Annotated in this window: 16 protein-coding genes and 1 pseudogene; 6 read left to right on the forward strand and 11 right to left on the reverse strand. The window is 51.2% G+C overall.

Annotated features, from left to right (window positions below; all coding sequences use genetic code 11):
• Positions 1-145: 145 nt before the first annotated feature.
• From rpmB to P4S53_RS10210, 5 genes are all read left to right on the forward strand, one after another.
• Positions 146-382, forward strand: coding sequence for a 50S ribosomal protein L28 (gene rpmB / locus P4S53_RS10190; RefSeq protein ID WP_027250565.1), 237 nt, complete (start codon positions 146-148; stop codon positions 380-382).
• 13 nt (positions 383-395) lie between these two features.
• Positions 396-563 (forward strand): 50S ribosomal protein L33, encoded by a 168-nt coding sequence (gene rpmG / locus P4S53_RS10195; protein ID WP_005371942.1) that lies wholly within the window; start codon positions 396-398, stop codon positions 561-563.
• 110 nt (positions 564-673) lie between these two features.
• The gene (locus P4S53_RS10200) at positions 674-1159 is read left to right on the forward strand and encodes a hypothetical protein (protein ID WP_337112607.1); all 486 of its coding nucleotides are present in this window, start codon (positions 674-676) and stop codon (positions 1157-1159) included.
• Positions 1160-1199: 40 nt separating this feature from the next.
• Positions 1200-2009 (forward strand): bifunctional DNA-formamidopyrimidine glycosylase/DNA-(apurinic or apyrimidinic site) lyase, encoded by an 810-nt coding sequence (gene mutM, locus P4S53_RS10205; RefSeq protein ID WP_337112608.1) that lies wholly within the window; start codon positions 1200-1202, stop codon positions 2007-2009.
• A gap of 96 nt (positions 2010-2105) precedes the next feature.
• Entirely contained in the window at positions 2106-3137 is a 1032-nt protein-coding gene (locus P4S53_RS10210) for an NAD-dependent epimerase (RefSeq protein ID WP_337112609.1), read from the forward strand.
• Positions 3138-3173: 36 nt separating this feature from the next.
• Here P4S53_RS10210 and coaD read toward each other — a convergent pair whose 3' ends face one another.
• The 4 genes and pseudogenes from coaD to P4S53_RS10230 all read right to left on the reverse strand — a co-directional run bounded on the left by coaD (position 3174) and on the right by P4S53_RS10230 (position 6415).
• Positions 3174-3656 (reverse strand): pantetheine-phosphate adenylyltransferase, encoded by a 483-nt coding sequence (gene coaD, locus P4S53_RS10215; RefSeq protein WP_337112610.1) that lies wholly within the window; start codon positions 3654-3656, stop codon positions 3174-3176.
• Positions 3653-4447, reverse strand: a complete 795-nt coding sequence (locus P4S53_RS10220; RefSeq protein WP_337112611.1) for a glycosyltransferase family 2 protein — start codon at positions 4445-4447, stop codon at positions 3653-3655. Before P4S53_RS10220 ends, coaD begins: the two co-directional genes overlap by 4 nt.
• Positions 4444-5229 carry a glycosyltransferase family 2 protein gene (locus P4S53_RS10225; RefSeq protein ID WP_337112612.1) on the reverse strand — a complete coding sequence of 262 codons (786 nt, stop codon included), beginning with the start codon at positions 5227-5229 and terminating at the stop codon, positions 4444-4446. The genes P4S53_RS10220 and P4S53_RS10225 overlap by 4 nt, the downstream gene beginning before the upstream one ends.
• 143 nt (positions 5230-5372) lie before the next feature.
• Positions 5373-6415: pseudogene (locus P4S53_RS10230) on the reverse strand (glycosyltransferase family 9 protein).
• A gap of 172 nt (positions 6416-6587) precedes the next feature.
• Between P4S53_RS10230 and P4S53_RS10235 the strand changes: the two are divergent.
• A complete protein-coding gene (locus P4S53_RS10235; RefSeq protein WP_337112613.1) occupies positions 6588-7304 on the forward strand; it encodes a 3-deoxy-D-manno-octulosonic acid kinase in 717 nt (238 codons plus the stop codon).
• On the opposite strand, the gene waaA is transcribed toward P4S53_RS10235, so the two are convergent.
• The 7 genes from waaA to P4S53_RS10270 form a co-directional block, all read right to left on the reverse strand.
• Complete coding sequence (waaA, locus tag P4S53_RS10240) at positions 7301-8572, reverse strand: lipid IV(A) 3-deoxy-D-manno-octulosonic acid transferase (protein WP_337114463.1); 1272 nt, start codon at positions 8570-8572, stop codon at positions 7301-7303. The two genes, P4S53_RS10235 and waaA, sit on opposite strands and share 4 nt — an antisense overlap.
• Positions 8569-9537 carry a glycosyl transferase family 90 gene (locus tag P4S53_RS10245; RefSeq protein ID WP_337112614.1) on the reverse strand — a complete coding sequence of 323 codons (969 nt, stop codon included), beginning with the start codon at positions 9535-9537 and terminating at the stop codon, positions 8569-8571. The genes waaA and P4S53_RS10245 overlap by 4 nt, the downstream gene beginning before the upstream one ends.
• Positions 9537-10580, reverse strand: coding sequence for a lipopolysaccharide heptosyltransferase II (gene waaF, locus P4S53_RS10250; protein ID WP_337112615.1), 1044 nt, complete (start codon positions 10578-10580; stop codon positions 9537-9539). Before waaF ends, P4S53_RS10245 begins: the two co-directional genes overlap by 1 nt.
• Before the next feature lie 19 nt (positions 10581-10599).
• The gene (gene lpxM / locus P4S53_RS10255; protein ID WP_337112616.1) at positions 10600-11565 is read right to left on the reverse strand and encodes a lauroyl-Kdo(2)-lipid IV(A) myristoyltransferase; all 966 of its coding nucleotides are present in this window, start codon (positions 11563-11565) and stop codon (positions 10600-10602) included.
• A 61-nt stretch (positions 11566-11626) separates the two neighbouring features.
• Complete coding sequence (locus P4S53_RS10260) at positions 11627-12307, reverse strand: glycosyltransferase family 32 protein (RefSeq protein WP_337112617.1); 681 nt, start codon at positions 12305-12307, stop codon at positions 11627-11629.
• The gene (locus P4S53_RS10265; RefSeq protein WP_337112618.1) at positions 12304-13635 is read right to left on the reverse strand and encodes an O-antigen ligase family protein; all 1332 of its coding nucleotides are present in this window, start codon (positions 13633-13635) and stop codon (positions 12304-12306) included. The genes P4S53_RS10260 and P4S53_RS10265 overlap by 4 nt, the downstream gene beginning before the upstream one ends.
• Before the next feature lie 49 nt (positions 13636-13684).
• Positions 13685-14410: a glycosyltransferase family 25 protein gene (locus P4S53_RS10270; protein WP_337112619.1), complete on the reverse strand. Its 726-nt coding sequence runs from the start codon at positions 14408-14410 to the stop codon at positions 13685-13687.
• Between the last annotated feature and the right edge of the window lie 72 nt (positions 14411-14482).

Here is a 14482-nt window from a genome sequence, read left to right on the forward strand (position 1 = left end):
CGAGAAAGGATCTGCTCGGGACTTGAGCAACTGGTTTTGACTTAGTATAATGCGCGACCTTTGATAGCTTCGGTTAGGTGGAATGCTTTTTGCGTTCGGTTAATCGCGGTTGATATCGAGCTGAAACGATTTGGAGAAGACAGTAATGTCCCGAGTATGCCAAGTAACTGGTAAACGTCCTGTAACGGGTAACAACCGTTCACACGCACGTAATGCCACCAAGCGTCGTTTTCTGCCGAACCTGCAAACTCATCGTTTCTGGGTAGAAAGCGAAAAACGCTTCGTTAAACTACGTCTTTCTGCGAAAGGCATGCGTATCATTGACAAGAAAGGTATTGATACCGTTCTGTCTGAAATGCGTGCTCGCGGCGAGAACGTTTAAGAGGATTTGAAGAATGGCTAAAGGCATTCGTGAGAAGATCCGTCTGGTATCATCTGCCGGCACTGGACACTTCTACACTACCGACAAAAACAAACGTAACATGCCAGGCAAATTTGAGATCAAGAAATTTGATCCAGTTGTTCGCCAGCACGTTTTGTACAAAGAAGCAAAAATCAAGTAATTGGTTTATTCTGCTTTTTGATAAAAACCCAGCCAAGGCTGGGTTTTTTTATGGCTGTCGGTCAGGAAGCGGATTATGATCACTCACTCATACTTAGTGCTGGAGAGACGATGAAACTGTCGCGCAAGGGATGGAACAACATCATCATCATTGGGGTCTTGCTGTTTCTGGCTATGATTCGGTTGCCGGAATTGATTCAGCAGCGGATGATGCAGGCCACGCCAGCCGAGCAGCAATCTGCCGGGTTAGTGCGTTTACTTCCTGCTGACAGCCACATTGAAAAGCTGGTGCTGCCCAATATTATTTTCAGCCGCCATCAGCAAGACTGGCAGTCCGAGCCCGTCATCGCCAGCGATCCGTCGGCCATCGTGGCAAACTGGCAGGATGTCGCCGGGACACAAATCGACTCGGAAACCTTCGCCCAGCTCAATGATAAGCTGGCATCGCCACGCAGCGTGGAAGTGTGGCTGAAAAATCATGAAGAACCTTACCGCCTGACGGTCTATCAGCTTCCCCAGTTCTGGTTGTTACAAAACTGGCAGGGTGAATGGCTGGCGATCACGGTTGAGGCCAGCTACCTGTTCCCTGAAATCTGATATCCTGCACTGACCACAGCAAAGATTAATCAGAGAGAAGATGCCTGAATTACCTGAAGTTGAAGTCAGCCGCATGGGGATCACGCCTCATGTGGTGGGTCAGACCGTCGTCCGTGTGACGGTTCGCAATGCCAGCCTGCGCTGGCCCGTCCCTGCTGAATTACAGTTATTGCAGGGGCAGACCATTCGTGGTGTGACACGCAGAGCCAAATATTTGCTACTGGAAACCGATGCCGGTTTTGCCATTATCCATCTTGGGATGTCAGGCAGCTTGCGTATCTTGCCCGCCGAAGAGCCACCGGTGAAACACGATCATGTCGATGTACTGCTCGCCAGCGGTGAAGTGCTGCGCTATAACGACCCCCGCCGGTTCGGTGCCTGGCTGTGGCAGGAGCGTGACAGCGAACACCCTGTACTGAGTAAGCTCGGTCCTGAGCCTTTGGCTGAGGGCTTTGATGCCGGCTATCTGGCAGAAAGGGCCAAAGGTAAGCGCACCGTGATTAAACAGTTCATCATGGATAATCAGGTCGTTGTGGGCGTTGGCAATATCTATGCTAATGAGTCCCTGTTTGCTGCACGCATCCATCCGCAGACCCCGGCAGGGCAACTGACGGCCGAGCGGCTGGCTGTGCTGGTTGCTGAAATCAAAGGCGTGCTGAGTAAGGCGATCACTCAGGGCGGGACGACGCTGAAAGATTTCAAACAAAGTGACGGAAAGCCTGGCTATTTTGCGCAAGAGCTGCAAGTCTATGGAAAAGCAGGAAAACCTTGTCCCAATTGCGGACATACCCTGAGTGAGGTCAAAGTCGGACAGCGTGCGACTGTGTACTGTAGCCAATGTCAGAAATAGTTTTATTAATTTTTTAATCAATGGGTTGCATTAAGGTTCAGCCTTAGCGGTATGCACTTCAATATCTGGGGTTATTAACCTGACAGGTAGGTGAATATGCGTTTCTTGGTAACTGGGGTAGCAGGTTTTATTGGCAGTGCGGTGGCACAGCGTTTATGCAGCATGGGCCATCAAGTGGTCGGCATTGATAATTTCAATACCTACTATGATGTGAAATTGAAACAAGACAGGATAAAGCAAATTGCCCATTCTGCCTTGCTGGTGGTCAATTGTGATCTTGCCGATAGGGAAGCGATTGCCCGTTTGTTCCTTACTCATCAATTCGACAGAGTGATCCATCTGGCCGCCCAGGCCGGTGTGCGCTATTCACTGGATAACCCGATGGCTTACGCCGACAGTAATCTGACTGGCCATCTGACCATTCTCGAAGGCTGTCGCCGTCATCAGGTTGAGCATCTGGTGTACGCTTCTTCCAGCTCAGTGTATGGTCTCAATCGTAAGCAGCCTTTCTCGACCCGGGACAGCGTTGATCATCCGGTCTCTTTGTATGCCGCCACCAAAAAAGCCAATGAACTGATGGCGCATACCTACTCTCACCTCTACGGCCTGCCTACCACGGGCTTGCGCTTTTTTACGGTCTATGGCCCTTGGGGCCGGCCCGACATGGCGCTGTTTCGTTTTACTGAGGCGATTATGGCGGGTCAGCCGATAGAGGTCTACAACCACGGCGACATGCGGCGCGATTTCACTTACATTGATGATATCGTTGAAGGCGTGATTAGGATTCAGGATATTGTTCCTGCCCCTCAGCCTGACTGGAGCGTAGAAGAAGGCTCACCCGCCAGCAGTTCAGCGCCGTACCGGGTGTACAATATCGGCCATGGTCAGCCGGTCAAGCTGATGGACTTTATTGCCGCACTGGAAAAATCGCTGGACAGAGAAGCCAGCAAAAACTTCCTGCCGATGCAACCGGGAGATGTGTATGCCACCTTTGCCGACACCGAGGATTTATTTGAGGTGACGGGATTCAGACCTCAGGTTGGCATTGAGCAGGGGGTGCAGCAATTTGTGGATTGGTATCTGGAGTATTACGGGCAAGCAGCGAAGGCAAAGATAGCGGCACGCTGAGTGGCGAGCCGCCGAATCTGAGTTTGGATTTGCGTGTTATTTGGCCAGCTTGGCCTTCAGTGCCTGTGCCACAGTCGGGTGAACGAACTGATCGACTTGTCCTTTGTGCAGTGCCACTTCTTTGACGATGGTGGAGGAGATAAAGGAATTTTCCTCGGCCGGTGTCAGGAAAACCGTTTCCAACTCCGGCATCAGGCGGCGGTTCATATTCGCCAGCTGAAATTCATATTCAAAATCTGATACCGCGCGCAGGCCACGCACCAGAATCGTTGCCTGTTGCTCGCGGGCGAAATCCACCAGCAGCCCGGAAAACCCCACCACTTCGACATTACCGAGATGACGGGTGATGGCTTTGGCAAGATCCACTCGTTCCTGCAGATCGAATAACGGCTTTTTGCTCGGGCTGAAAGCGATACCGACGACCACCTGATCGAACATGGCGGCAGCGCGCTCAATCAGATCCTGATGGCCGTTGGTGATAGGGTCAAAAGTGCCAGGGTAAATGACTCGGGTTGTCATGATTTTTCATCCAGAAATTTATCTATGCCGTTTTCGCAACGTGTCAGTTTCTGACGGACGGTATTTTCCAATATCTCGTCGTTCTTGGCTAATGAGGCTCTTGAGCTTTCATCATGGTAGAGGTGGTAGCCGACACCGGCAAACTTGAGATACAGCCGTTTCTTACCGCAATTGAGCATGCGGTGCACAAATTCACTGTCTTCACGGCCCCAGCCGACAAAGTCTTCGTTAAAGCCGTTGACCTCGATCAGATCGGCTCGCCAGAATGCCATGTTACAGCCACGCGTTGAGGCATCGTTATTGCGCTCGTAAGAGCACAATTTGCTGAGCCAGGTACTGCTGATGCAATTATGGCGGTTTTTAATGCCGGGCGAAAACAGGTTGGGCACCACATGCTGATGCATGATCTGCTGGCTGATGGCATCGTTCGCCAGCACGCGGCCACCCTGAACGAAATAACCGGCTTTTGCCGCCTGCTTATGAGAGCGAATAAAATCCGGAGACATGACAATGTCGCCATCAATCATAATGATATAGTCCGCCTGCGATTTTGCCATGGCACGGTTACGGCTCATGGCGAGCTGGAAACCGTCATCGGGTTGCCAGGAATGTATCAGGGGGCAGGGGAACTGCGCTTGGTAGGATTGAATCAGTTCAGCGGTATCTGCTCGGGAGCCATCATCAGCGATGATCACTTCATCAGGTAACTCAGATTGGCGCTTCACGCTGTCCAATACGGCCTGTAAGGCTTCTTTCCAGTTGTAAGTCGTAATAATGAGAGCGACTTTCATTGATTTCTCTCTTTTTGATAATCCCGTAGCCAGAGATCAATATATTTGACGAAGGTCGAGTGCATGCTGAGCCACGCCAGAATAAAACCATGGCGACCATCCAGAAAACCGAGCTTAAGAATGTACATTTTCAGAAAACTGGCCAGGGCATGTAGCAAAGCGGTCCCCAGTCCGGCTTTTTTCCGGCCTTCGCGTTCATCCGCCCAGGCTTTGAGATATTGGGTGGTTTTGCCGATGTAATGGTGCAGGTTGTCATAGGTAAAATGCAGCAATCGGCCTTCGAGCGGCCGGACCGCCAGCCCATCGGTCAGCAATTTTTCATGCACCAGGGCATCGTTGTAGCGGGTTTCGTCACGGCGGTACAGGCGAATCACCCAATCCGGCGACCAGCCGGAATGGTGAATGGTTTTGCCAAAGGCGTCACTCAGCCGGTTTATCTTAAAGGCCACCCCGCTCGGATTGCCACTGACCGCAGACTGTATAGCCGCTTTCAGCTCAGGCGTGACCCTTTCATCGGCATCCAGCACCAGCACCCAGTCGGTGGTCGCATGCTGCTGGGCACGCTGGCGCTGCGGGCCAAAGCCGGGCCAGTCGTCATAGCGGAAGAATTTATCTGTGTAACGACGGGCAATGTTTTCCGAATCATCCGTACTGCCTGAGTCAATAATGACGATTTCGTCAACCCAGTCTTTTACCGTCTCCAGACAGGCTGCCAAATGCTTGGCTTCATTCTTGATGATCATCAGCACACCCAAAGTGGTGTTGGAGGTGTTAGGCGCCATTAGGTGTCCAGTTTTCAGATAGATGAGTCGTGACTGTCAAAGCAGTGATATGCCAACGATTATGCCGACCGGGGGGAATGTAAAACCCCGGCCTTGATTCAGGGATCAATCTATCGCTTTCATTTTGTTTGAAAAGCATACGATCACAATTCAGCGGTGATTTTGTCGAACATCGCGATGACGCGCTCTGCTGTGATGCGTTTCATCGCCTCGTTATCTTTGACCCGGCTGCGCCAGGGCAGCTGTTCAGGCGTCTTGCCCGTTTCGGCTGCAATGCATTCATCGTATACACTCACCACATACTGCCGCGACAGATAGGGGCCGGTACGTTTGGGGTTATGGTGGGCATACAGCCCCAGCACAGGGGTACCGACAGCCACCGCCATGTGGGCCGGGCCGGTATCCGGCGCGCACACCAGCGCCGCTTTTTGCAGCAGGGCCAGCAGTTGTTTCAGGCTGCTCTGGCCAATCAGGTTGGTGATCGGGAAGTCCAGCTTGTCTTCAATGGCATTACCCAGGTCTATCTCAATTTTTGCCGGACTGCCGGCCAGAATGATGGCATAGCCTTGCTGGTGGGCATGGCGGGCGAGCTCGGCATACCCTTCCGGCGTCCAGTTTTTGTAGCCTTTACTGGCGGCGGGTGTGATGACTAATGTGGCGTCCTGATGAATTTGCTGATCGGCCCAGCGGTGATCGTCTTCAGATAACGGAATATCCCACTGAGGCGTCAGATCGCTGACCCCCAGAGTGGCGGCAAACTGCATGAAGCCATCCAGTACATGGGGGAATCCGGTGACGGGACTTTCACATTGGTGAACAGCTGCTGCAGATCGCTGCTGCGGGCGGCATCAAATCCCAGCTTGTATCTGGCTTTGATGCCGAGACTGACGATACTGGCTCGAATGGCAGTTTGCATATGCAAAAGCGCATCAAAATGCTCCCCGTTGAGCGCCTGCCAGACGGCTTTGTATCCCTGCCAGCCCTGCTTTTTATCAAAGATGATCACCCGGATGCCCGGTAAATCTTTCAGCAGCCTTGCCTCAGCTTTGCCGCAGATCCAGGTCAGGCGCGTCTGAGGCCATTGCCGCTGAATTGCCTGTGCCATGGCAATACTGTTGCAGACATCACCAATCGCCGACAGGCGCAGGATGCACAAAGACTGGGGAGCGGAGTGGAATAATGTCATGACACCTGCTTTCAACCGAATAGATGTGATTGTGTGTTGGGAATTATATACATTTCGCATGCCGGAATCAGCGTGATTGCGCGAACACTGTGCAAAGATTCTGCCTATCTTATGACGGGCACGGATAAACCTGTATAAAATAGATCTTTTCAGTCGTTTAGGGTACACCGCAATGGAAATACGGGAGCAAGATAACTGCCAGGTCATGTTTGACCCTGCTTTGCTGGCAGAAGATCCCTGGCAGTGCTTTGAGCCGGATTTCTGGCAGCGTCAGCAGGCTGTGCTGGGCAGTGCCAAAGGGCGGGGCACCACCTGGTTTGTACGCGGTGAACGGGTTGAGATGGCATTGCGGCATTACTTTCGGGGCGGGTTGTTTGGCAAGCTGGTGAAAGATCAGTATTGGTTTAAGAGCTGGTCAACTTGCCGCAGTATGGCTGAATTCTCCCTGCTGCAACATCTGGTGGCGCAGGGCGTCCGGGTACCGAGACCGGTCGCGGCAAGAGTCTGTAAATCCGGACCATACTACCGGGCGGATCTGCTGACGGAAAGAGTGCCTGACGCAACTGATCTGGTGGCGCGTTTGCAGCAGGGTGCTTTGTCGTCAGAGCAATGGCAGCTTGTCGGTGAGATGGTTCGCCGGATGCATGACTGCCGGGTCAATCACACGGATCTGAATGCACACAATATTTTGCTGGATAGTCAGGAGCAGATCTGGCTGATTGATTTTGATAAATGCAGTATTCACCGTGGTGATGATGACTGGCAGGACGATAATTTGTCCCGGCTGCGTCGTTCTTTTGTCAAAGAAGTCGATAAAGCCGGGATTCACTGGCAGGAAAGCGACTGGCAGCAACTGTTGTCAGGTTACCGCCGGTCATCTTCCGATTAATTGAGGCTGGCAGAGAGTGCATGCAAGGTGCGCGCAATGGCCCCCTGGTTGGCTTTGACCACGCCAAGGGCGGCCTGACCTGTTTTGACCTGTTCCTTTTTATCCGTCATCAGCCGTGATACGGCGCGCGCTAATTCCTCGCTGTTGCCGACGATTTCTGCGCCACCCGCGTTTAACAGCTGAGTGGTGATGTCGGTAAAGTTGTAATAGCTCGGGCCGGTCAGAACGGGTTTTGCCAGTGCGGCTGGTTCAAGCAGGTTGTGACCGCCGACTTTGTCGCCCAGCAGGCTGCCGCCGACAAACGCCAGATCGCAGGCACCGAGCAGCAGCATCATTTCGCCCATGGTATCGGCCAGATAGACTTGTTGACCGGTCAGCGGCTCATTGACCTGAGTGCGGCGTGCGGCGGTAAAACCCTGTTGGTCAATCAGCGCGAAGACAGGGTCGAATCGCTCGGGGTGCCTTGGCACCAAAATTAGCAGCGCGTCAGGATGGCGGCGTAAAATCTGTCTGTGCGCCTCAAGTACCTGCTCATCTTCGCCCTGGTGGGTGCTGGCGGCAATCCACACTGGACGTTGGCCGCCCAGCGCATCTCTGAGTCTCTCACTGGCCTGTTCCAGCCCTTCGGGCAATCCAAGGTCAAACTTAATGGAACCGGTAATCTGTACCGCTTGTGGCGCAACGCCTAAGCGCATGAAGCGCTCGGCATCATCCTGATGCTGGCACAAGACCTGATCCAGGTTATGGGCAAGCAGGTTAAACAGGGGCTGGACTCTGGCATAACGCTGGCAGGAGCGCTCAGATAAGCGGGCGTTCAACACAGTGACGGGCAGGCCAGCATGTTTGGCTTCGGCCAGCGTGTTGGGCCAGAGCTCAGTTTCCATGATACACAGAGCACGTGGCTGCTGTGTACGGATAAAGCGGCGCAGTGCCCAGGGAAAATCGAGCGGCATATAGCGATGTTCAACCAGTGATCCGAGGCGTGCAGCTTGCTCTGCGCCCGTGGCTGTCGTGGTTGTCAGCAGGATCGGTAAATCGGGAGACTGGGCTTTCAGCGCTTTGAGCAGCGGCGTGACCGCCAGAGTCTCTCCGACGGACACTGCATGGATCCACAGCGGACGCTGGCCCTGCACCTGAGGACTGACGCCGAAATGCTCTTTCCAGCGCTGACCAATCGGCGGGACACCCGGGCGCTTTTTATAGAGTGACACCAGCAGCAACGGGGCCGCTGCAGCGAGCAGGCAGGTGTAGAGAAAGCGTAGCATCAGTGATTCGATTCCTGTTGCCATTGGCCGGACAGTTCGAAATATTTCTTCAGTACCAGCAAACCTATCAGTTTCTCTCGTCGGAGATGGCAGAACTGTTGCACGTGTTCATGGGCATTGGCAATAATCGCTTCGGCGGCTTCTGGGTACTGACTGTAGTAGCGAATTTTTTCTTCCAAGTCAGAGAAGTCATCTTGCAGTTCGACATAATGGACACCGGCCTTGAGCGTGCCTTCCATAAACCAGGTCTCGTATTTCGGCTTGGGCATCATACACAGCGAGTTTGATGACATAGCCCATTTAAGGTTTGTCGCGACATCGTTGCCTTCAATACAGAGAATAAATTTATAGTCGAGTTGCTCCGCAATCGTCATAAAGCCTTTATCCCACGGTCGCGGTGTCTCGCCGGTGTTGGTCTGACCGATATCACAAAGGGGATGGTTGTAATATTGTCTGACGAAGTTGGCTCGATGGGGCTGGTAGGCGGCACCGCGCCAGACGGCTTTGTCTGTTTTCTCACGAAAGCTCAGTGAATCTTCAATGAAATTGAAGTGACGGACTTTATTGAGTTTAAATAAAACGGCGTTGGCATTGTCACCGGCAATCGGTCGTGCTTTGACCAGGAACGGGTAAGGTTCCAGGTGGGTGTCATCGCCAAAGCGGTAGGTGACTTTGAAATGACGATCAAAGTAATGCAGGTATTCTTTCAGATCGTAATAGTAGGCACTCTGGCCTTTCTTGCGATAATGCTTGATTGATACGGCTTTGTCTTCGGGCAGTTGGAATCTGTTATTGCACTTGAGGTAATAATTGACCCTGGATGCAATGTATTGTCTGTCGTATTTGTCCAGGGTATTCAGAAGGTACTGCAATCTGCGATGGTAGAATGCCTTGGGTGTCAGGGAACGCAGTATGTTACGACTGTAAAAAGCGACTTTATTATTTTTATGTTGATGTATCAATGTCATCATAGATCTGTTTTGGATATCGTCAGGTCGTCAATGGCTTGAATGACACGATCTGCCGGTAAGTCTTTCAGGCACTTCAGGTGCCCATAGGGGCATTCTCGTTTAAAACACGGGCGGCATTCAATCTCTGTATATACGATCGCAACCTGTTGCGCCAGCGGCGGGGTATAGTCTGGTGACGTTGAGCCATAAATAGCCACGACTTTACAGCCAACCGCTGCGGAGACATGCATCAGCCCGGAATCGTTACTGACAACCGTATCGCAGGCCGCCAGTAGATCAACTGCTTCAATCAGACTGGTTTTTCCGGCTAAATCATGGCAGAACGCTTGTAATTCAGCGGGAAGGGCTTGTTTGATGGCGGCGGTGACAGGCTGATCTTTGACCGAGCCGAACAACCAGACTTGCTTGCCCTGCTCAATCATTTTTTGTGCCACCTGCGCAAAATAGGCATCTGGCCAGCGCTTGGCCGGACCAAATTCGGCCCCCGGACAAAGGCCTATTATGGGGCGATCATGATTCAGCGCCAGGCGCTTCATTGCACTGGCCTGATTGTGGCGGTCAACCGTCAGTACCGGCTTGGGCAGTAGCGGCAGCGCCGCACTCCCTGTCATGTCCGCTTTGGGATAAGCCAGTGCGCAGTAGCGCTCAATCATCAGGCTGAAATCACGCTTGTTCGCACGAAGATCCGTGAGCAAACCGTAGCGGCTTTCGCCTTTCCAGCCGGTGCGAACCGGAATGCGGGCAAAAAACGGGATCAGGGCAGATTTCGCCGAGTTAGGCAGAATATATGCTTGATCATAGTGATTTTCACGCAGATTTCGCCCAATCCGGTAGCGGCCTTTGAGGTTGAATTCGCCGTGGCCGATGGGCATCTCAAGCGCGCGGTGCACCTCGGGCATGCGCTCTAGAATAGGCCGGCACCAGGCCGGTGCCAGCACATCAATCTCAGCCTGCGGATACTGCTGCTTCAGACTGGTATACAGGCATTGCGACATCACCATATCGCCAACCCAGGATGGGCCGATAATAAGAATTTTCATAGGAGGCTGCTCATTCACTTCAGTAGGGTTTGCTGCCATCAGGGCGTGTTTTCAGCAATTGCAGATTCCACATGTACTGCTCAGGATAGGGGGCGACCATTTTTTCCAGTGCGTTTGCCAGTAAATTGGCATCATGTTGCGCATCTGGCCCCGGAAGTGGTTTCAGGGCCGGGGAGATATGAATCTCAAATTTTCCGTTTGTCGTGTTGTATACAGGAATCATAGGTACTACGGAGGCCCCTGTCAGTTTCGCAATCTTACCCAGACCAGAAAATGTCGCCTTTTGGGTCGCAAAGAAATCAGTAAACTGACTCTGCTCTGGCCCGAAGTCTTCATCAGGCAGGTAATAGCCCAAAAAGCCTGACTTAACTGCACGGAAGTAAGGCTTTAATCCTCCCTCGCGTGCATAACAAATTCCCCCATACTGCAGCCGCTGACAACTGATTAACCAGTCAAAAACAGGTTGGCGATGTTGAGGCTGCATCAAAGCAGCAACAGGCAGACCCAGTGATGCCCAGTAGATAGCCGGAAAATCAATGGCCCAGCAGTGAGGCACTAAAATAATGACAGGATTGCCAGCTTCTACTTCTTTATCAATATTTTCCTGACCAAAAACCTCAGTGCGCTGCTGGAGGTGACGGCGGCTTCTGAACAACAATTCGCCCATGGCCAACACCACTTTGGCGGCGACGGTGAACATGGCGTCGATTTTCTCTTCCCGCTCTTGATCGGTCAGATCCGGGAAGCACAGTGTCAGGTTCACTCTGGCACGGTGCCGTGCTTTCTTGACTTTCCGACCGATGTGCAAACCCAGAAAGCCAGCGATGGGGTCACGAATTCTCCAGGGCAACAGTGCCAGGAGGCTTAACAGCAAAATACTGACCCAAGTTCCCCAGTGGCGGGGATGTAAAAAAGACCACTGAAAAGTTGGACGATAGCCTGGTGTCAGTTCATCCTGTGATACGCGGGTTCGGACTGTAGTCAAAAGATGTTCTCTCTTTTAGCAGTAAACTCTAATCAACCGTTTGGAAGCAGCAATGGCAGGATTATGTACGGAAAAAATATTTCTGCCAAACGTAGAATTTCCCCAGTAGCCCCATGTGTTTGGATTTCAAAAACACCAGCCCTTGCGATTTTTTCCAGCTGTGCTGGAACCAGTGTGTCAGGTAAGCGTTGTCGGGCTTTTCAAAATGCATGGGTTCACCCTGATAGTTATAAAAATAGGCTACCGGGTAGAGCTGGCTGTTTTCTGTGTTGCTGAGAGCTTTCTCGATTAGGAAATGAGTCATGATATCAGGGCCCATATACAGCGGGGACTGATAAATATCATTCTCATAAAAATCAATGAGTTGCCCCAAGATCGTCGAGTTCGGTACGGCATAAATAGCAGCGGTACCCAGCTGTGTCTCCGTTTCATAGCCTACTGAAAACAGACAATTGTCAAATAACGGGAAAGGATCCTGCTGGATGGTGACATCCACATCCAGATACAGCCCGCCTTCATGTTGCAGAATTTTCAATCGCAAGTAATCAGTGACAAAGGCCAGCAGGCCTTTATCGTAACACTCTTTTGCAAACCGGCATTCGCTGATCCATTGCTGAAGCAGCGGATTGTTTTCCGTCCAAAGGGTGTAGTCAAACCCTTGTTTTTTCCAGTCATCAATACAGACGAAGGCTAACGGTGGCATTTTATTGCCAAGCCAGATGGCGTGGATTTTTTTAATCATGAGCTCGCTTGTTCTGAAGGCGGTAAACGGTTCAGTTTATATGTGAGGTAGAAGGTATAACAACTGCCTAACATCACGTTATGGATCCATTGGCCATTATTGGAAAAGAAGAATGATTCGAACAGATTTACCGTCAGCCAGTAAACCGTAAACAGCAAAGAAATCAGCAGAACTTCATTAATACCGCGTTTTTCTGGGGCAACCTGCGTACTTCGAATGACCCAAGCAAAAACAAAGTACATTAATGCCAGGCCAACGATACCGTAAGAAACCAGCAGCTCAATATGTGAACTGTGCAAGTGTGTGAAATACTTATGGATATTGGGTGGAAAATGTGTTGCCTGCTTAATGACCGTCTCGCGGGTGTTGTAGCCGCTGCCCAGCAGTGGCCTTTCTTTGATCCATTTGATGGATTCGTACCACAAATGCAGGCGGGTACCCGCACTGTCATAAGGTATCTTAGACATGTCGCCACTGGTGACTAAACTGGTGGCTGTGCCCATCTCTCTTTGGACTCTGTCATGGACCAAAGGCATGCTGGCATAGGAGTAAAAGGCAAATCCCAACAGAGACAATGAACCGGCCAGAATGATCTTATTCAGTTTTTCTTTATGCAAGATCGCATAAAGCACAGTGCCTATCACATAGGCAGCCAGCAACCCGACCCACACCTGGCGGGACTGAGTGGTGATCACCACGAACACAAAGGCAATAAACAGCAATAATGCAGAGAAGAAGAGAGCAATATATTGAGCCTTCCTGGTCCGGATGCTGAGGCACAGGTATTTCACCAAGAAGAAGGAGGAGAGCAGAAAGCCGACTCCGCTGTACATGGCCGGATATTGGGCATTGATGATATTGAAATCGATGCGAACACCCTGAAGGCCCAGTTGCACCTGCTGAACAATGTCGGAATGGCTGTAAAACGCCAGCAAAATGCCCAGGCACATAGCCCACCAGATCAGGTAAACATTGTTGAGTGAGCCTTTCAGCCAATACGCAACAAAAATAAAGACAAACAGGTCTGCTAACACACCAATATGCGGGCTGGAATAGGCGAGTTCAGGTATGTCTATCAGTGAATTGGCCCAGCTGAGCACCTGAACGACGAGAGCAAATAATAGTGCCCACAGCATTTTATCTTTGAAAAATTGTTTTCTGTCGACAAACAGTGCCGCGACGGAAGCCAGCATAAAGACCGACTGGAATACGTCTCCCATTTCGCGGTAAGAGCGCTTGAACAGCACATAGCCTACAATGCAGCACAGCATCGCCAGACAAAAGCCCCGAGAGTTGATGAGTCGTTTTATTTGCGCGTTAAATTGCATTGCTGGTTGCTCTGAAATAGTGATTCATATTGATAAGGCTGATTATTTTTTATTTTATGCTTTTCAGCTTTCTCATAATAGTTTCATAGGTTCTGAAACCTTCGATGTATAGTTTGTGGGAGAATCCCACAGATTGTTTCTGTTTGCGGGTGGAGCCAATCGTCGTCGCGGTTTGCGAACGTTCAAACACTGACGGATAGACATGGTAGGCATGAATGCCGTGTCGCCAGGGCTTTTCCATGTAGTCATCCACCGGTTCGATAAACTGCTGTGCATTGTCCAGAAAACTTTTTGCGGCAAACGGGGTAATGATATATGCGCTGGTACCGCAGGTGCCTTTTCGGTAAACACCGATTGAGTGGGTATCAGAGACAGTAAACAGAGCATTAAATGTGTTTGGCTGATGCGCTGACAGTTTAATGTAATGGTATTGTTCAATGTATGGCTGAATGTCAGCCAGCACGGAGTGAACGTCAGCCAGCAAGTTGACATTGTCTTCGAGGATCAATATTGGCGTATCCAGTTCAAGGCACTTTTCCCAAAGAGCATAGTGACTGGCAAAACAGGCAATTTCAGCCGGGACCAATTGATAGCCTTTTCGTTTGAATGTCAGCGCTGGCGTGGCCTTTTCACTGTGCAGGAAATGCTCAGAGTCAATGCCATCGACGGCATCAAAAAACTGGAAAGGGATTCCAGCCTGATCCATCAACGCTTGCATGTGCTCACGGCGATGAGAAGACCGGGCTAAGCTGACAACGAAAGTTGGTATAGTCATCAAATCAATCTTTTTATACAAGTCAGCGACACCCAGAGTGGATCAGGGTGTCGCTGACAAGGTTTGTTAGTA

It is taken from the genome of Photobacterium sp. Hal280 (genome assembly GCF_037162255.1).
In the GTDB taxonomy this organism is placed as follows: domain Bacteria; phylum Pseudomonadota; class Gammaproteobacteria; order Enterobacterales; family Vibrionaceae; genus Photobacterium.